The sequence below is a fragment of the Acidovorax soli genome, from assembly GCF_900107605.1.
In the GTDB taxonomy this organism is placed as follows: domain Bacteria; phylum Pseudomonadota; class Gammaproteobacteria; order Burkholderiales; family Burkholderiaceae_C; genus Acidovorax; species Acidovorax soli.
Window position 1 is genome coordinate 175,907 of sequence record NZ_FNQJ01000003.1, and the last position, 16,963, is coordinate 192,869.

Genomic DNA, 16,963 nt, shown 5'->3' on the forward strand with positions numbered 1-16,963 from the left:
GGTGGCCATGGGGGTCGGCTACAACGGCCAGCGCTACAGCGGCTGGCAAAGCCAGCTCTCTGGCAACACCATCCAGGATCACCTCGAAGCGGCCCTGAGCCGCTTCGCTACGCAGCGGATCAGCACCCTGTGTGCGGGCCGCACCGATGCGGGGGTGCACGGCCTCATGCAGGTCGTCCACTTTGATACCCCGCTGCACCGCCCGGCGGCATCGTGGGTACGCGGCACCAACACCTTTCTGCCAGCGGATATCGCCGTGCAATGGGCCCAGCCAGTGCCCGCTGGCTTTCATTCGCGCGGGAGCGCCATTGCACGGCGCTACGCCTATGTGCTGCTCCAGTCTCCCGTACGCCCCAGCGTCGATGCGGGCCGCGTGGGCTGGGTCTTTCACCCGCTCGACCATGCTGCCATGCAGCAGGCGGCGCAACAGCTACTAGGCGAACACGACTTCACCTCGTTCCGGGCTTCGGCTTGCCAGGCCAAGTCGCCCGTCAAGACCCTGCAACGGATCGCCATCACCCGCACGCCAGCCAACGGGGCAGGGCCGTCTGACGGCTTTGCGCCCTGCTACTGGCGTTTCGAGTTCGAAGCCAATGCCTTCCTGCACCACATGATCCGCAACATCATGGGCTGCCTGATCGCTGTGGGCCAGGGCAAGAAACCGCCGCAATGGATCGGTGAAGTGCTGGCCGCGCGCTCACGCAACGCGGCAGCGCCCACCTTTTCACCCGACGGCCTGTATTTTCAAGGCCCGGTTTACGAACCCCATTGGGGCCTGCCCAGCCGCACGGCTGCGTATGATTGGCTGCCATGAGCAGCCTGCCACCTGAAAAAACATCCACTTCCCCCTGCATTCGCACCCGCATCAAGATCTGCGGGCTGACACGCGAACAGGACGTTGACGCAGCGGTCGCCGCGGGTGTGGATGCCATCGGCTTCGTGATGTACCCAGCAAGCCCCCGGGCCGTCACCCCGCAAAGGGCTGCCGCGCTGGCCTCCCGCCTGCCCCCGTTCGTTACGCCTGTGCTGCTGTTTGTCAACGAGACCGCTTCCAATATCCTAGCTGCCAGCACTTTACTGGCGGGCGCTACCATTCAGTTTCATGGTGACGAGTCCCCTGCGGATTGCCTGGCTGCCACCCTCGGGGGCGCCCGTCCGTTTCTGCGCGCTGCCCGCATTCCCCTTGGCGATGGTGCCGAACGCTTCGACCTCGTAAAATACGCACAGGATTTTTCACGCGCCCAAGCCATCCTGCTCGACGCCCATGTCGACGGCTATGGCGGCGGCGGCAAGGCATTCAATTGGTCACTCCTTCCACCAAGCGTCAACTCTCATCTCGTTTTGTCTGGTGGACTCACGCCTGCAAACGTGATCGATGGCATTTTGCAAGTCCGCCCGCGAGGCCTCTCGCTGGCGGTTGACGTCAGTTCCGGCGTCGAGGCCGATGGCCCCGATGGCAAACCCATCAAGGGCATCAAGGACGCCAAAAAAATCCAACGCTTCGTTGCCGCCGTGCGTGCGGCCGATGCCCAACTTGCAAAGACCCCCCATGAATTCCTATCAGCAACCTGATGCTTCCGGCCATTTCGGCCCCTACGGCGGCAGTTTTGTCAGCGAAACCCTGACCCATGCCATCCAGGAGCTGCGCGACGCCTACGCCCGCTACCAGAACGACCCCGAGTTTCTGGCCGAGTTCGAGTACGAACTCAAGCACTTCGTGGGCCGCCCCTCGCCCATCTACCACGCAGCCCGCACCAGCCGCGAAATGGGCGGCGCGCAGATCTACCTCAAGCGCGAAGACCTGAACCACACTGGCGCGCACAAGATCAACAACGTCATCGGCCAGGCCATGCTGGCCAAGCGCATGGGCAAGCCGCGCGTCATTGCCGAAACCGGCGCCGGCCAGCATGGCGTGGCCACCGCCACCATCTGCGCACGCTATGGCCTGGAATGCGTGGTGTACATGGGCAGCGAGGACGTCAAGCGCCAAAGCCCCAACGTCTTTCGCATGAAGCTGCTGGGCGCCACCGTGGTGCCCGTGGAATCGGGCAGCAAGACACTGAAGGATGCACTGAACGAAGCCATGCGCGACTGGGTGGCCAATGTGGACAACACCTTCTACATCATCGGCACCGTGGCCGGGCCCCATCCCTACCCAATGATGGTGCGCGACTTCCAGAGCGTGATCGGCAAGGAATCCATCGAACAGATGCCCGCCATGCTGGCCGACCAGAAGCTGCCAGCCCGGCAACCCGATGCGGTGATTGCCTGCGTGGGTGGCGGCAGCAATGCCATGGGCATCTTCCACCCCTACATTCCGTTCGAGAACACCCGCTTGATTGGCGTGGAGGCGGCCGGAGAAGGACTGGAGTCGGGCAAGCACTCGGCCTCGCTGCAAAAAGGCAGCGCCGGGGTGCTGCATGGCAACCGCACCTTCATCCTGCAGGACGACAACGGCCAGATCACCGAAACCCACAGCATCAGCGCAGGCCTGGACTACCCCGGCGTGGGACCTGAGCACGCCTGGCTGCAGGAAATCGGCCGCGCCGAATATGTCGGCATCACCGACAAGGAAGCCCTGGAAGCCTTTCACTACCTGTGCCGCACCGAGGGCATCATCCCTGCGCTGGAGTCCAGCCATGCCGTGGCCTATGCCCTGAAGCTGGCCAAAACCATGCGCCCTGACCAGTCCATCCTCGTGAACCTGTCAGGCCGGGGCGACAAGGACATAGGCACTGTGGCCGACCTGTCCGGCGAAGATTTTTACGACCGCCCCTCCATGCGCGGCCTGTCCGTCAAGGGCGCTGTGGGAGACGCCAAGCCATGAGCCGCATCCAGACCACTTTCAACCAACTGCAAGCCCAGGGCCGCAAGGCGCTGATCCCCTACGTCACGGCCGGGTTCCCGTTTGCGGACATCACCCCTTCGCTCATGCACGGCATGGTGGAAGCCGGTGCCGACGTGATCGAGCTGGGCGTGCCGTTTTCCGACCCCATGGCCGACGGCCCGGTCATCCAGAAGGCGGGTGAAAAAGCCCTGGGCATGGGTGTTGGCATGGTGCAGGTGCTGGAGCATGTGCGCGAATTCCGCCAACGCAACACCACCACCCCCGTGGTGCTGATGGGCTACGCCAACCCGGTCGAGCGCTACGACCAAAAGCACGCCACGACAAAGGCAGGCAGCGCCTTTGTGCGCGATGCCGCCGAGGCCGGGGTGGACGGCGTGCTCATCGTGGACTACCCGCCCGAGGAATGCGAGGCCTTTGCAGCCGATCTGCGCGCCCACGGCATGGACCTGATCTTTCTGCTGGCACCCACCAGTACCGACGAGCGCATGGCCCAGGTGGCCCGCGTGGCCAGCGGTTATGTGTACTACGTGTCGCTCAAGGGCGTCACAGGCTCTGGCGCTTTGGACACGGCGGCCGTGGAGCAGATGCTGCCCCGCATCCGCCAGCATGTGCACATCCCTGTGGGTGTGGGCTTTGGCATCCGGGATGCCGCTACGGCCCAGGCGATCGGCCAAGTGGCCGATGCGGTAGTGATCGGCAGTCGCATCATCCAGCTGATTGAAGACCAGGAGCACGCCAAGGTGGTCCCCATCACGATCGACTTCCTGCGCGGTATCCGGAAAGCGCTCGACGCATAATAGAGGGCAACCCCCTGAGCGGCTTCGCCGCTTCCCCCTTCTCTCGCGCTGCGCGCGGGAAGGGGGACGCTCCCAGCGCTGCGGGGCGGCCCTTGCGCGGGAGCCCTGGTCTGGGCAGCGCCCGTTTCAAGGCCGCTCCGCAACTGGCCCATCTATACAGAGGAATACGCATGTCCTGGCTTGAAAAACTTCTGCCCTCCAAGATCCAGCAAACCGACCCCACCGAGCGCCGCCAGGTGCCCGAGGGGCTGTGGATCAAGTGCCCGAGCTGCGAAACAGTGCTCTACAAGGCCGATCTGGAACAAAACCAGAACGTCTGCCCCCACTGCAGCCACCACCACCGCATCGGTGCACGCGCACGGCTGAATGCCTTCCTGGACCCCGAAGGCCGTTACGAAATCGGCCAGGAAGTTCTGCCGGTCGATGCACTCAAGTTCAAGGACAGCCGCAAATACCCCGAGCGCCTGAAAGAAGCGCTGGAACACACGGGCGAAACCGACGCCCTCATCGTCATGGGCGGTGCGGTCAAGAGCGTCAATGTGGTGGTCGCCTGCTTCGAGTTCGACTTCATGGGCGGCTCCATGGGCTCGGTAGTGGGGGAGCGCTTCGTGCGCGGCGTCGAAGCCGCCATCGAACAGAAGGTCCCCTTCATCTGCTTTACCGCCACCGGCGGCGCGCGCATGCAGGAAGGCCTGCTCTCGCTCATGCAGATGGCCAAGACCAATGCGGCGCTGACCCACCTCGCCAAGAAGGGCCTGCCCTACATCAGCGTGCTGACCGACCCGACCATGGGCGGTGTGAGCGCCGGCTTTGCATTTGTGGGCGACATCGTGATCGCCGAGCCCAAGGCCCTGATCGGCTTCGCCGGGCCGCGCGTGATCGAGTCCACCGTGCGTGTGACCCTGCCCGAAGGCTTCCAGCGCGCCGAGTTCCTGCAGACCAAGGGGGCCGTCGATCTCATCTGCGACCGCCGCGAGCTGCGCAACACCGTGGCCAGCAGCCTGGCCATGCTGCAACGCCTGCCAGCCGACGCCGTTGTGTAAGCCGGCTCAGCGTCGGCTTTGCGCAGTAGCTATTCATTGAATAGCTACTAGCGCTTGTCCCATAAACGCCAGCAGCCAATCTGCCACAAAACCCGCCATCACCCCTGCATGACGCCCGCCTGCAGGTGCCCCAGGACGATCATGGCAACCTGCAAGAGCACCAGCACGGCCAGCGGCGAAAGATCCACCCCACCGACCAGCGGAATGATGCGCTGAAACGGCCGCAGCACCGGTGCGCACAAACGCGCCACCACATCGGCAATGGGCGAACGGGTCTGCATCCATGACATGACCGCATGGACAATCAGCAAACCGATCAGGCCCGAGATGGCCACCCGCACCAGACCAAAAAGCGCCAGCCACGGCAGCCAGGCCCAGGCGGACCCCGCCCCCAAAATCAGCCACAGCAGAAAATACTGGACCAATTGCAACAAGGCGGCCGCGACCAGGCTGGAGAGATCCCAGCGGCCCACCGGGGCAATCACACGCCGCAGCGGCATGACCAGCCAGTCGGTGAGAGCAAACACCAGCCCGCCGATCGGATTCGAGAACGGCACACGCTGCCACTGCATGTACAGACGCAACAGGCAGGCCCCGGTCAGCAGGCCACCGATGACATCGAGCAGGAAAGAGGCGATCTGGTAGAGCATGGATGAGACAAATTGGATGGAATCGCGTGCGAAAGCGGACTGCTGCATGGGATGATAGCGACCGCAGATCCCCGCCCATGACACAACCCCTCACCCTGTCATCCCTTCCGCTGTTCCCGCTCCATTCCGTGCTGTTTCCTGGCGGAGTGCTGGCGTTGCGCGTGTTCGAGGTGCGCTACCTCGACATGGTGCGCAAATGCCACCACGCTGGCGCCCCCTTTGGTGTCGTGGCGCTCACGCAGGGCCACGAGGTCCGGCAGGCGGGTGCGCCAGAGGAAGGGTTCCACGACATCGGCACCCTGGCCGTGATCGAAAGAATCGACTATCCGCAGCCCGGGCTGATCACCCTGCTGTGCCGCGGCAGCCAGCGTTTTCGCATCACAGAGCGTAGCCATTTGCCCCATGGCCTGTGGATTGGCAATGTGGAGCAACTGGCCGCCGACCTGCCTGTGCCCATTCCCGACGATCTTCTGCCCACCGCAACCACCCTGGCCCAGGTGCTGGCATCCCTGCGCGAGCGTGACACCGAGGCCGCCACGGCCATCCACCCCACCCCCGAACAGCTGGCCGACTGCGGCTGGGTTGCCAACCGCTGGTGCGAGCTGCTGCCCATCCCCCTCAAGCTCAAGCAGCAGCTGATGGAACTGGACAATCCGCTGGTGCGGCTGGAGCTGGTGGGGGATGTGCTGGAGCGGACGGGGATTGCGCCGCCATAGACGAATGCCCTAAAACCGGTATTTATTGCGCCAAGTTCTGGAATGGCCACGCTCGGCACCACACCCTATACCGACATGACGTAACGGACGTGTTGCCAGCGCTGCCCGGATCCCGTCGATAGCCCATAAAATCAACGGTTTGGCTGGCATCGGCCCGTCCAGTCCTTTATTCACGCCCCGCATCCACGGCTCCTATGTCTGACCAGAATCACGCCCCAGCCCCCCAAGACGAAAACCAGCTCATCGCCGAGCGCCGCGACAAGCTGCGCGCACTGCGCGAGGCCCATGCACAGGGCGGGGGCGTCACGTTCCCCAATGACTTCAAGCCGGCGCACCACGCGGCCACGCTGCAGGACCAGCACGCCAGCAAGGACGCTGCATCGCTTGAAACCCACGCCGTTCATGTGAGCGTTGCCGGGCGCATGATGCTCAAGCGCGTGATGGGCAAGGCCAGCTTTGCTACCGTGCAAGATGGCTCGCTGGGCGAAACCGGCGGGCGCATCCAGCTCTACATCACGCGCGATGCGCTGGGCGAAGAACTGTATGCAGCCTTCAAGCACTGGGACCTGGGCGACATCATCGGCGCCGAAGGCACGCTGATGAAGACCAAGACCGGCGAGCTGTCGGTCAAGGTGACCACCCTGCGCCTGCTGACCAAGAGCCTGCGCCCCATGCCGGACAAGTTCCACGGCGTGGCCGACCAGGAGGTCAAATACCGCCAGCGCTATGTCGATCTGATGACCGACGAGCAGGCGCGCAAGCGCTTCGTGGCACGCAGCAAGGCCGTGAGCGGCATCCGCGACTTCATGGTGCAGCACGGCTTCCTGGAGGTCGAGACGCCCATGCTGCACCCGATTCCGGGCGGCGCCAATGCCAAGCCTTTCGTCACGCACCACAATGCGCTGGAACAGGAGATGTACCTGCGCATCGCGCCCGAGCTGTTCCTCAAACGCCTGCTGGTGGGCGGCTTCGAGCGCGTGTTCGAGATCAACCGCAACTTCCGCAACGAAGGCATCTCGGTGCGCCACAACCCCGAGTTCACCATGATGGAGTTCTATGCGGCCTACTGGAACTACCAGGACCTCATGGGCTTTACCGAACAGCTCGTGCGCGACGCGGCCCTCAAGGCCACGGGTACGCTGCAGCTCAGCTACCAGGGCCGCGAGGTCGACCTGGCCCAGCCCTTTGCGCGCCTGACCATCCGCGAGGCCATCTTCCAGCACACCGAGGCTGGAGCCCATGTGGACGATGCGGCATGGCTCATCAGCGCCCTCAAGAAGCTGGGCATGTCGGAAGAAAAGAACCAGCTTTCCGGGCGCACTCTGGCTAGCCTGCAGGTGCTCTACTTCGAGGAAACGGTGGAAGACAAGCTGTGGCAGCCCACCTTCATCATGGAGCACCCCACCGAGATCTCACCGCTGGCCCGTGCCAACGACACGCGCCCCGAGGTCACCGAGCGCTTTGAGCTGTACATCACCGGCCGCGAATTCGGCAACGGTTTCAGCGAGCTCAATGACGCCGAAGACCAGGCCGCGCGCTTCCACGCCCAGGTGGCGGCCAAGGACAGCGGCGACGACGAGGCCATGTACTACGACCACGACTTCGTGCGCGCGCTCGAATACGGCATGCCGCCCGCCGGCGGCTGCGGAATCGGCATCGACCGACTGATGATGCTGCTGACCGACAGCCCCAGCATCCGTGACGTGATCCTGTTCCCGGCCCTGCGGCGCGAGTCCTGAGGCGGCCCACCGCACCGCTCGATGGCCGCATCCCGATTGCAGTTGCTGAAGGCCCACCTTCCCGAGTGGGTGCAGGACTGGCTCGACGTCATTGTTCCGGGCGCGCAGATCCTGCTGATCCTTGTGGCTGCATGGGCGCTGCAACGCCTGCTGCGCCGCGTTCTGGCACGCGCGAGCGTGCGCTTCCAGTTTCCCGAGGAACTCCTGGCTCCCATCAAGGGGCTGGTCCGCTGGACCATTGTGGCCAGCGCCTTGCTGCTGGTGCTGGAGCGGCTGGGTGTGTCGGCCACCGTGCTGTGGACGGCTTTCACCGGCTTTGCCACGGTGGGCGCCGTGGCGTTCTTTGCGGCCTGGAGCGTGCTGTCCAACCTATTCTGTGCGCTGCTCATCTTCACCGCGCGGCCTTTTCGCGTGGGCGACTACATCGAGGTGCTGGACACCGCCGAGAAGCCCGGTGCCAAGGGCCGGGTGGTGGACATCAATCTGCTCTACACCACGCTGAAAGACCACAGTGCAACCCCAGGCCAGGCGGCCTGGCTGCAGATTCCGAACGCCCTGATCTTCCAGCGCGTGGTGCGCCGCTTCCAGGATGCACCGCCACCGGACCCGGCTGCACCGGAGCCCACCGTGGCAACCACCAGCCCATCTGACGCCTTGCCCGCCCGCGCCACTCCAGCGCCGTAGCGCGGGCCCACACCCTCAAGGCGTCAAGGCAGCAAATCCAGCGCCTGCAGATAGGCCGGCTGGTACATCAGATCGTCCCAGGCCTGGGGCAAGGTTTCCGGCAGCAAGGCCAGGCGGCGCGATTCGCTGTCCACGCTGGGCTGCCAGCGGCCCTGGGCGCGGGCCTCGTCCAGGCCGGCGAGGAGTTCGTCCACCGCCCGGCCATCGCCCACGCTCTGGTTGCACAGCAGCACCAGGTCGCAGCCGGCGGCCAGCGCTGCAATGGCGGCATCGGTGTAGCTGACCACCTGGCCGTCCAAACGGCGGGCGCCTTCCATGCTGAGGTCGTCGCTGAAGATCGCGCCGTCAAAGCGCATCTGGCGCCGCAGGATGTCCTGCAGCCAGCGCTGCGAGAAGCCCGCCGGGCGGCTGTCCACCTTGGGGTAGATCACATGGGCCGGCATCACGCTGGTGAGCGTGCTGCTGAGCCAGGGGTACGGCGCGGCGTCGTCGGCCAGAATGGCCTGGAGGCTGCGTTTATCGACTGGCACCTCGGTGTGCGAATCCGCCTTGACGAAACCGTGCCCCGGAAAGTGTTTGCCGCAGTTGGCCATGCCCGCCTGCAGCAGGCCATGCATGAGGCTCTTGGCGAGCAGGGCCACTACACGAGGGTCCCGGTGAAAGGACCGGTCGCCGATCACGCCACTCTCTCCCCAGTCGAGGTCCAGCACAGGCGTAAAGCTGAAGTCCACACCGCAGGCACGAAGCTCGCTGCCCAGGACGTAGCCCGCAGCGGTGGCCGCATTGGTGGCGCGCAGCGCACCGCTGCCGGGCACAGTCTTGGCGCCCTTGCCGTCATTCATCCACAGCGCACCCAGGGCGCGCATGGGCGGCAGGTGCGTGAAGCCATCGGTGCGAAAGCGCTGCACGCGGCCGCCTTCGTGGTCCACGCAGATCAGCAGGTCATCGCGCACGGCCTTGATGGCGGCGGTGAGCTGCAGCAGCTGTGCGCGGTTTTCCCAATTGCGGGCAAACAGGATGACACCGCCCGTCAGCGGGTGGGCCAGGCGGCGGCGGTCGGCGGGGGTCAACGCTGTGCCTGCCACGTCGAGGATCAGGGGGGCGTGTTCGGTCATCGGGCTTCCAATCATCAATTTGCTATCTAAAAAATAGTTGCTTGCGCTTATTAAACAAGCACTACAGAGCTATTTGGTTTGGATTTTTTCGACCACGCAAAAGCTGGCGGCGTAGTCGGTCTCGTCGGTCACGCTCAGGTGCGCCTGCAGACCCTTGGCGTCGAACCACTCCTTGAGGGCGCCGTGCAGCACGATCACCGGCTGACCGCTGGGCAGAGACCCCACCTCACACGCACGCCAGGTCATGGGCATGTGCATGCCCAGCCCGACGGCCTTGCTGAAGGCCTCCTTGGCGGAAAAGCGCGTGGCCAGGTAGCGCACGCCGCGCTCGGGCCAGCGCGCGCTGCGCGCGCGCCAGGTGGCCAGCTCGCCATCGGCCAGCACCTTCTCGGCAAAGCGCTCGCCGTGGCGCTCCAGGCTGGCCGCGATGCGGCGCACGTCGCAGATGTCGGTGCCAATGCCGTAGATCATGTTTTTTGAACGGAATATGCCGATAGCGCTTATTCAGCAAGCGCTGAAAGCTATCAAATCAGGAGTTACTGGTGGACGCAAAACCCGCCTCGATGCAGCCCAGGTACGCCTGTACCGTGGCGCCATAGCCCAGCTCCAGCGCGTCGGCGATGAGGGCATGGCCAATCGATACCTCCAGCACGCCGGGCACCTCGCGCACAAAGGCGGCGAGGTTGTCGCGGTTCAGATCGTGGCCGGCGTTCACACCCAGGCCTGCATCCAGCGCGGCCTGTGCCGCCGCCGCGTAACGTTTCAGTTCGATGGATTGCCGCGGCGTGCCCCAGGCAGCGGCATAGGGCTCGGTGTACAGCTCCACGCGGTCGGCACCCACCGCCCTGGCAGCGGCCATCTGCTCAGGAATCGGGTCCATGAACAGGCTCACGCGCACACCCAGTGCCTTGCATTCGGCCACCAGCGGCGCCAGGCGCCCGGCATCCTGTGGAAAGCTCCAGCCATGGTCGCTGGTGAACTGGTCTTCGCTGTCGGGCACAAAGGTGGCCTGGTGGGGTCGCACCTGGCGGATGAAGTCCATCAGGTTCTGCGACGGATTGCCCTCGATGTTGTATTCGCGGCCCGGCCAGGCTTTCATCAATGCGGCCAGCTCGAACACGTCCTGGCTGCGGATGTGCCGCTCATCGGGCCGGGGGTGCACCGTGATGCCCTGGGCACCGGCCTGCAGGCACAGCTCGGCCGCGCGCGTGACACTGGGGATGCCCAGGTGGCGCGTGTTGCGCACCAGGGCCACCTTGTTGACGTTGACCGACAGGGCGGTGCGTTGCGGAGCGTGTAAAGGCATGGTCATAAGGACTGCAGGTCGATCATGAGCTGGCGGGTGCGCAGCGTGGGGCTGCCACAATGGTATTGCAGCAGGGCACGCAGCTGGGGTTTGAGTTCTGCGGCCACCGGCACACAGGCGCGCAAGGTGGCGGTGTAACTGGCGGCATCATCGAGCGCACGTTGCAAGGCCTGCCACTGGCGGCCAGGCAGCCCTGCGCGGTCGGCATCGGACGAAATGCGCAGGCCGCCTTCGGGCACCAGCGTGTAGCGCGCGGTGGCCTGCAGCGGCGCAAACGTCATGGTCTGGGCATCCAGGCTGGGCAGCAGGCCGATCTCGCGCAGCAGCAGCAGCTCGAAGCTGCGCAAAACCGGCTCCAGCGCATCGCCATGCTCGCTGGCCAGCACACGCACCACGCCCGCGTAGGCGTCGAACAGGGCGGCGTGCGGGTCGGCCCGGGCCAGCAGGCGCAGCAGCAATTCGTTGAGGTACAGGCCCGACAGCAGCGCATCGCCCGTGGGCATCACATGGCCACCCACCCACTCGGCGCCCTTCAAGCTGTGGATGTCGGCCGTGCCATCTCCCGCCAGGGTGTAGGTCACCAGCAGCGGCTGCAGCGGCAGCAGCACGGGGCGGAAGTTGGAGCTGGGTTTCTTGGCCCCCTTGGCCACCAGGGCCACGCGCCCCTGGCGGCGGCAGAACACTTCCAGGATCAGGCTGGACTCGCTCCAGTCGTAGCTGTGCAGCACGAAGGCGGGTTCATCGGAAATGCGCTTGGCGGCAGCCACGGAAGCCCGGGATTATTCGTAGCCAAAAGAGCGCACCCGCGCTTCATCGTCGGCCCAGCCCGAACGCACCTTGACCCACAGCTCCAGGAACACCTTGGCGTCCATGAGCTTTTCCAGCTCCTGGCGGGCTTCGGTGCCGATGCGCTTGAGGCGCTCGCCCTTGTCGCCGATGACCATCATCTTGTGGTTGTCGCGCTCGACCACGATGGTGGCGGCGATCTTCACCAGGCGCTTGTGCGCCTTGCTGGCTTCTTCTTCAAACTTGTCGATGACCACGGTGGAGGTGTAGGGCAGCTCGTCGCCCGTGAAGCGGAACAGCTTCTCGCGCACGGTCTCGGAGGCCAGGAACTTTTCGCTGCGGTCGGTCAGCTCGTCTTCGGCATACCACCAGGCCTGCTCGGGCAGGTATTTGGCGCAGATGCCAAACATCCGTTCGATGTCGCCCTTGTTCTTGGCCGACATGGGCACGAACTCGGCAAACGGGTGGCGCTCCTGCATGCTCTTGAGCCAGGGCGCCAGTTCGGCACGGCGGTGCACCATGTCGAGCTTGTTGGCCACCAGCAGCGTGGGGATGCCGGGCTTGAACAGGCTCAAGACCTTGGCGTCGGCCAGCGTGAAGTGACCGGCTTCGACCACGAACAGGATCAGGTCCACATCGCCGATCGCGCCCATCACGGTCTTGTTCAGCGACTTGTTGAGCGCCGTGGCATGGCGGGTCTGGAACCCGGGCGTGTCGACAAAGATGAACTGCGTCTGCTCGCGGGTGCGGATGCCGGTGATGCGGTGGCGCGTGGTCTGTGCCTTGCGCGAGGTGATGCTGATCTTCTGGCCCACCAGGGCATTGAGCAGCGTGGACTTGCCCACGTTGGGCTTGCCCACGATGGCAATCACGCCACAGCGCTGGCCCGGCACGGCGGCCGGCGCACCGGCAGCGGCCAGCATGGCTTCGAGGTCATTTTGCACGGGGGCGCTTTCAGCACCAGCGCTGTCAGCTACATCCTTGGTAGCATCATTCATACATTCTTCGCTTTCAGTGTGGCCAGCATGGCGGCGGCGGCGGCCTGTTCGCCGGCACGGCGCGAACCGCCGATGCCACGTTCGGTCAGACCCAACTCGGTGATTTCGCACTCCACGTCAAAGGTCTGGCGGTGCGCCGCCCCTACCGTGGCCACCACGCTGTAGTGCGGCAGCTTCATTTTGCGACCCTGGAGCCACTCCTGCAACGCGGTTTTGGGGTCCTTGGCGGCGGCCTGCATCTGGGGGTTGATCTCCACCCCCTGGAACAGGCGGTGCACCAGCGCTTCGGCGCTGGCGTAACCGGCATCCAGGTACACGGCGCCAATCAGTGCTTCGAGGGCGTCCGCCAGGATGGAGGGCCGTTGCTGGCCACCGGACTTGGACTCGCCCTCCCCCAGGCGCAGCACGTCGGACACCTGCAGGCGCAGTGCCAGCTGGTGCAGGGTGTCCTGCTTGACAAGGTTGGCGCGCACGCGCGACAGGTCGCCCTCGGGCAGATCGCTCAGACGCTGGTACAGCAGGCTGGCCACGGCCAGATTGAGCACCGAGTCCCCGAGAAACTCCAGGCGCTCGTTGTGGTCCGCCGAAAAACTGCGGTGCGTGACGGCGCGCTGCAGCAGCGAGGCGTTGGAGAACTGGTGCTGCAGACGACTCTGCAGCGCGAGAAGTGCCGGCTGCACCTAGTTGGTCTGCCCATCAAAGCGATACACCAGGTAGGCTGGACCTGCCAGGGGTATCTCGCGCGCATATTTGAAGGACACCACCACTTTCTCACCCCGCTTGGTGATTTCGAGGTCCGAACCCTTGAGCGAATTGATGTCGTCAATGGCTGCGGCGCGGTCGAAGGCTGCACGAATCGCAGGCACTGTGCTTTCGGTCTTGGCCTTCTCGATGGCTTTTTTGGCGGCGACGTATTCCAGGAAGATCGGAATGGACTGCCCGCCAATGGCAAAGGCAGCCACGGCAAACAGACCGACAAAGATCAGCCCGAAAAACGACAGACCGCGCTGACGCGACCGGCTGGCTGTGCGATGCATGCTCATGCTTTTACTCCCTCGTTGTTCTGTGTCTGGCGTCTTCAATGGAACGAACCAATCCGCTTGAGGTTGCCAAAATTCATCCAGACAAAGAATGCCTTGCCGACGATGTTGGCCTCTGGCACAAAACCCCAATAGCGTGAATCCAGCGAATTATCGCGGTTGTCGCCCATCATGAAATAGTGCCCCTGCGGCACCTTGCACACGACCCCTTCCACGCTGTAGCGGCAGTTCTCGCGGTAGGTGAAATTGCTGGCCCCCTGCACAAAGGCGGGCACATCGGGGTTGTTCAGCAGCCGGTGCGGCTGGCCACCCAGCTGCTCTTCGTACTGCTTGAAGTAACGCATGGCGTCTTCATCCAAGAAATCGGGCATGGCCGTGGTTGCCACCGGCTTGCCATTCACGGTCAGGCGCTTGTTGAGGTAGGCCACCTCATCGCCGGGCACGCCCACCACGCGCTTGATGTAATCCAGGCTGGGCTGTGGCGGGTAGCGAAACACCATCACATCACCACGCGCTGGTGGCGTGCCTTCGGTCACTTTGGTGTGGATCACGGGTAGCCGGACGCCGTAGGTGAACTTGTTGACCAGGATGAGGTCGCCCACCAGCAGCGTCGGAATCATGGAGCCGGACGGAATCTTGAAGGGCTCGAACAGAAACGAGCGCAGCAGGAACACCGCGGCGATCACCGGAAACAAACCAGCGGTCCAGTCCAGCCACCAGGGTTGCATCAGGATGCGGCCCTTGGCCTCCTGCACGTCCATGTCCACCTTCTGGATGCCCATGCGGTCGAGTTCCGCGCGGCGCTGCACGGCCGCATCCTCGACGGCCTGGGCCGCGCGGCGCCGGCGCGGCAGAAAAACCAGACGCTCCGCCAGCCAGTAGGCCCCGGTGACCACGGTGGCCAGGAACAGCAGCAAGGCAAAGTTGCCCTCGATTGCCCCCGTGTACCAGGCACCGATATAGCCCACGAACGCGGCGAGCACCATCGAAGTCAGAATTTGCATGAACTGCATCAATCTTCCACCTGCAAAATGGCGAGGAATGCCTCCTGGGGCACCTCGACCGAGCCAATCTGTTTCATGCGCTTCTTGCCCGCCTTCTGCTTTTCAAGCAGCTTGCGTTTGCGGCTGACGTCGCCACCGTAGCATTTTGCCAGCACGTTCTTGCGCAAGGCCTTGATGGTTTCGCGCGCAATGATGTTGGCGCCAATGGCCGCCTGGATGGCCACGTCGTACATCTGGCGGCTGATGATTTCGCGCATCTTGGCCACCACGGCGCGGCCGCGGTACTGCGACTGCGAACGGTGCACGATGATGGACAGCGCGTCCACCTTGTCGCCATTGAGCAGGATATCGACCTTCACCACATCCGACGCGCGGTACTCCTTGAACTCGTAGTCCATCGAGGCATAGCCGCGCGACACCGATTTGAGCTTGTCGAAGAAGTCGAGCACGATCTCGCCGAGCGGCATCTCGTAGGTCAGCATGACCTGGCGCCCGTGGTAGGCCATGTTCATCTGCACGCCGCGCTTCTGGTTGGCCAGCGTCATCACCGGGCCCACGTAGTCCTGGGGCATGTACAGGTGCACGGTGACGATGGGCTCGCGGATTTCTTCCAGGCGCCCCTGGTCGGGCATCTTGGAAGGGTTTTCGACCATGATGACTTCACCGTCGGCCCGCACCACCTGGTAGACCACGCTGGGCGCGGTGGTGATGAGATCCTGGTCGAACTCGCGCTCCAGGCGCTCCTGCACGATCTCCATGTGCAGGAGGCCCAGGAAGCCGCAGCGGAAACCAAAACCCAGGGCCTGACTGACTTCGGGCTCGTAATGCAGCGAGGCATCATTGAGCTTGAGCTTTTCGAGTGCATCGCGCAGCGAGTCGTACTCGCTGGCCTCGGTGGGGTACAGCCCGGCGAACACCTGGGGCTGGATTTCCTTGAAGCCGGGCAGCGCCTCGGCCGCAGGACCTGCATTGTTGGGCAGCTTTTTTTCGAGCGTGATCGTGTCGCCCACCTTGGCCGCCTGCAGCTCCTTGATGCCGGCGATGATGTAGCCCACCTGGCCGGCATCGAGCGAGTTGCGCGGCTCGTTGGCGGGCGTGAACACACCGAGGTTGTCGGCGTTGTACACCGCGCCACTGGCCATCATCTTGATGCGCTCGCCCTTGAGCAGGCGGCCATCGACCACACGCACCAGCATCACCACGCCCACATAGCTGTCGAACCAGCTGTCGATGATCATCGCGCGCAGGGGGCCCGTGGCGTTGCCCTTGGGTGCGGGCACCTTGGCAACGATGGCCTCGAGAATCTCGTCAATGCCCATGCCGGTCTTGGCAGAACACGGGATGGCATCGGTGGCGTCGATACCGATCACATCCTCGATCTCGGCCTTGGCATTGTCGGGATCAGCATTGGGCAGATCCATCTTGTTGAGCACCGGCACCACCTCCACACCGAGGTCGAGCGCCGTGTAGCAATTGGCCACGGTCTGTGCCTCCACGCCTTGCGAGGCATCGACCACCAGCAAGGCACCTTCGCACGCGGACAGTGAACGGCTCACTTCATAGGAGAAGTCCACATGCCCCGGCGTGTCGATCAGATTGAGGTTGTAGACCTGCCCGTCTTGCGCCTTGTAGTGCAACGCAGCCGTCTGCGCCTTGATGGTGATCCCGCGCTCTTTCTCGATGTCCATCGAGTCAAGTACCTGCGCCTCCATGTCGCGATCGGCAAGCCCGCCGCACCGCTGGATCAGGCGATCGGCCAACGTCGATTTGCCATGGTCGATGTGGGCAATGATGGAAAAATTTCTGATGTGTTTCATCAACGGGAAACGTCAAATAATTGAATTGAAACGGCGCGGACAAGAAAAAAGGGCGCGTCGAATGGCGACGCGCCCTGAACCAACAATCATTGGCAACTGCGAAGGTTGGAGCTTCATTGTAGGCAAAAAGCCTGCACCAATGACCTCACCCCCCCCACAGGCGAGGCGCGTTGCCGCAGTGCAACAAGCATTTTACACACAGCTTATTCACAGCCAGCATCCGAACAACATGGGACAACTTGTGGGTTAGCTGTGGATCAGCTGTGCATGGGTCATCCTCATTCCACCATATGGCCGCAGCGTCGGCCGATATGTCGATATGTGTAGAACGGAGGTCTGCATTCTATCCAATATGATCGATGGACAGATCGACCCAGTTCGCGTGAGCCAACCTCACATAGCCAAAAAATAGACGCCAGA

The 16,963-nt window shown here is 63.8% G+C and carries 18 protein-coding genes; 8 read left to right on the forward strand and 10 right to left on the reverse strand.

Annotated features, from left to right (window positions below; genetic code table 11):
* The first annotated feature begins 7 nt into the window (after positions 1-7).
* From truA to accD, 5 genes are all read left to right on the forward strand, one after another.
* Positions 8-814, forward strand: a complete 807-nt coding sequence (gene truA, locus BLW02_RS04055) for a tRNA pseudouridine(38-40) synthase TruA (RefSeq protein WP_034712444.1) — start codon at positions 8-10, stop codon at positions 812-814.
* Entirely contained in the window at positions 811-1,572 is a 762-nt protein-coding gene (locus tag BLW02_RS04060; RefSeq protein ID WP_051248881.1) for a phosphoribosylanthranilate isomerase, read from the forward strand. The genes truA and BLW02_RS04060 overlap by 4 nt, the downstream gene beginning before the upstream one ends.
* Positions 1,550-2,827, forward strand: a complete 1,278-nt coding sequence (gene trpB, locus BLW02_RS04065) for a tryptophan synthase subunit beta (RefSeq protein ID WP_026436426.1) — start codon at positions 1,550-1,552, stop codon at positions 2,825-2,827. The genes BLW02_RS04060 and trpB overlap by 23 nt, the downstream gene beginning before the upstream one ends.
* A complete protein-coding gene (gene trpA / locus BLW02_RS04070; RefSeq protein WP_026436425.1) occupies positions 2,824-3,645 on the forward strand; it encodes a tryptophan synthase subunit alpha in 822 nt (273 codons plus the stop codon). Before trpB ends, trpA begins: the two co-directional genes overlap by 4 nt.
* Before the next feature lie 170 nt (positions 3,646-3,815).
* Entirely contained in the window at positions 3,816-4,688 is an 873-nt protein-coding gene (gene accD / locus BLW02_RS04075) for an acetyl-CoA carboxylase, carboxyltransferase subunit beta (protein WP_026436424.1), read from the forward strand.
* A 98-nt stretch (positions 4,689-4,786) separates the two neighbouring features.
* Here the strand turns inward: accD and BLW02_RS04080 are convergent, their stop codons facing one another.
* A complete protein-coding gene (locus BLW02_RS04080) occupies positions 4,787-5,338 on the reverse strand; it encodes a YggT family protein (RefSeq protein ID WP_026436423.1) in 552 nt (183 codons plus the stop codon).
* 77 nt (positions 5,339-5,415) lie between these two features.
* Between BLW02_RS04080 and BLW02_RS04085 the strand changes: the two genes are divergently transcribed.
* From BLW02_RS04085 to BLW02_RS04095, 3 genes are all read left to right on the forward strand, one after another.
* Positions 5,416-6,054 carry an LON peptidase substrate-binding domain-containing protein gene (locus tag BLW02_RS04085; RefSeq protein WP_092697139.1) on the forward strand — a complete coding sequence of 213 codons (639 nt, stop codon included), beginning with the start codon at positions 5,416-5,418 and terminating at the stop codon, positions 6,052-6,054.
* A 194-nt stretch (positions 6,055-6,248) separates the two neighbouring features.
* Positions 6,249-7,793 (forward strand): lysine--tRNA ligase, encoded by a 1,545-nt coding sequence (lysS, locus tag BLW02_RS04090; RefSeq protein ID WP_026436421.1) that lies wholly within the window; start codon positions 6,249-6,251, stop codon positions 7,791-7,793.
* Positions 7,794-7,814: 21 nt separating this feature from the next.
* A complete protein-coding gene (locus tag BLW02_RS04095; RefSeq protein WP_092697140.1) occupies positions 7,815-8,477 on the forward strand; it encodes a mechanosensitive ion channel family protein in 663 nt (220 codons plus the stop codon).
* Between the two features lie 23 nt (positions 8,478-8,500).
* Here BLW02_RS04095 and nagZ read toward each other — a convergent pair whose 3' ends face one another.
* The 9 genes from nagZ to lepA form a co-directional block, all read right to left on the reverse strand.
* Entirely contained in the window at positions 8,501-9,592 is a 1,092-nt protein-coding gene (gene nagZ, locus BLW02_RS04100) for a beta-N-acetylhexosaminidase (protein ID WP_092697141.1), read from the reverse strand.
* 69 nt (positions 9,593-9,661) lie between these two features.
* Positions 9,662-10,063: a holo-ACP synthase gene (gene acpS / locus BLW02_RS04105; protein WP_092697142.1), complete on the reverse strand. Its 402-nt coding sequence runs from the start codon at positions 10,061-10,063 to the stop codon at positions 9,662-9,664.
* Positions 10,064-10,121: 58 nt separating this feature from the next.
* Positions 10,122-10,904, reverse strand: coding sequence for a pyridoxine 5'-phosphate synthase (locus tag BLW02_RS04110; protein ID WP_244273612.1), 783 nt, complete (start codon positions 10,902-10,904; stop codon positions 10,122-10,124).
* Positions 10,901-11,665 (reverse strand): DNA repair protein RecO, encoded by a 765-nt coding sequence (gene recO / locus BLW02_RS04115; RefSeq protein ID WP_092697143.1) that lies wholly within the window; start codon positions 11,663-11,665, stop codon positions 10,901-10,903. Before recO ends, BLW02_RS04110 begins: the two co-directional genes overlap by 4 nt.
* Positions 11,666-11,677: 12 nt before the next feature.
* On the reverse strand, positions 11,678-12,682 hold the full coding sequence (gene era / locus BLW02_RS04120; protein WP_092697144.1) for a GTPase Era: 1,005 nt from the start codon (positions 12,680-12,682) through the stop codon (positions 11,678-11,680).
* The gene (gene rnc / locus BLW02_RS04125) at positions 12,679-13,362 is read right to left on the reverse strand and encodes a ribonuclease III (protein WP_092697145.1); all 684 of its coding nucleotides are present in this window, start codon (positions 13,360-13,362) and stop codon (positions 12,679-12,681) included. The genes era and rnc overlap by 4 nt, the downstream gene beginning before the upstream one ends.
* Complete coding sequence (locus BLW02_RS04130; protein WP_092697146.1) at positions 13,363-13,725, reverse strand: DUF4845 domain-containing protein; 363 nt, start codon at positions 13,723-13,725, stop codon at positions 13,363-13,365.
* 35 nt (positions 13,726-13,760) lie between these two features.
* Positions 13,761-14,735: a signal peptidase I gene (gene lepB, locus BLW02_RS04135; RefSeq protein WP_092697147.1), complete on the reverse strand. Its 975-nt coding sequence runs from the start codon at positions 14,733-14,735 to the stop codon at positions 13,761-13,763.
* Positions 14,735-16,543, reverse strand: a complete 1,809-nt coding sequence (lepA, locus tag BLW02_RS04140; RefSeq protein WP_026436411.1) for a translation elongation factor 4 — start codon at positions 16,541-16,543, stop codon at positions 14,735-14,737. The genes lepB and lepA overlap by 1 nt, the downstream gene beginning before the upstream one ends.
* Between the last annotated feature and the right edge of the window lie 420 nt (positions 16,544-16,963).

Excerpts from the sequence above, each read along its gene's own strand:
- nagZ (WP_092697141.1), bottom strand. The coding sequence starts at position 9,592 with ATGACCGAACACGCCCCCCTGATCCTCGACGTGGCAGGCACAGCGTTG.
- BLW02_RS04080 (WP_026436423.1), bottom strand. The coding sequence starts at position 5,338 with ATGCTCTACCAGATCGCCTCTTTCCTGCTCGATGTCATCGGTGGCCTG.
- accD (WP_026436424.1), top strand. The coding sequence starts at position 3,816 with ATGTCCTGGCTTGAAAAACTTCTGCCCTCCAAGATCCAGCAAACCGAC.
- lysS (WP_026436421.1), top strand. The coding sequence starts at position 6,249 with ATGTCTGACCAGAATCACGCCCCAGCCCCCCAAGACGAAAACCAGCTC.
- truA (WP_034712444.1), top strand. The coding sequence starts at position 8 with ATGGGGGTCGGCTACAACGGCCAGCGCTACAGCGGCTGGCAAAGCCAG.
- BLW02_RS04130 (WP_092697146.1), bottom strand. The coding sequence starts at position 13,725 with ATGAGCATGCATCGCACAGCCAGCCGGTCGCGTCAGCGCGGTCTGTCG.
- BLW02_RS04060 (WP_051248881.1), top strand. The coding sequence starts at position 811 with ATGAGCAGCCTGCCACCTGAAAAAACATCCACTTCCCCCTGCATTCGC.
- era (WP_092697144.1), bottom strand. The coding sequence starts at position 12,682 with ATGAATGATGCTACCAAGGATGTAGCTGACAGCGCTGGTGCTGAAAGC.
- BLW02_RS04110 (WP_244273612.1), bottom strand. The coding sequence starts at position 10,904 with ATGACCATGCCTTTACACGCTCCGCAACGCACCGCCCTGTCGGTCAAC.
- BLW02_RS04095 (WP_092697140.1), top strand. The coding sequence starts at position 7,815 with ATGGCCGCATCCCGATTGCAGTTGCTGAAGGCCCACCTTCCCGAGTGG.
- lepA (WP_026436411.1), bottom strand. The coding sequence starts at position 16,543 with ATGAAACACATCAGAAATTTTTCCATCATTGCCCACATCGACCATGGC.
- trpB (WP_026436426.1), top strand. The coding sequence starts at position 1,550 with ATGAATTCCTATCAGCAACCTGATGCTTCCGGCCATTTCGGCCCCTAC.
- acpS (WP_092697142.1), bottom strand. The coding sequence starts at position 10,063 with ATGATCTACGGCATTGGCACCGACATCTGCGACGTGCGCCGCATCGCG.
- BLW02_RS04085 (WP_092697139.1), top strand. The coding sequence starts at position 5,416 with ATGACACAACCCCTCACCCTGTCATCCCTTCCGCTGTTCCCGCTCCAT.
- trpA (WP_026436425.1), top strand. The coding sequence starts at position 2,824 with ATGAGCCGCATCCAGACCACTTTCAACCAACTGCAAGCCCAGGGCCGC.
- lepB (WP_092697147.1), bottom strand. The coding sequence starts at position 14,735 with ATGCAGTTCATGCAAATTCTGACTTCGATGGTGCTCGCCGCGTTCGTG.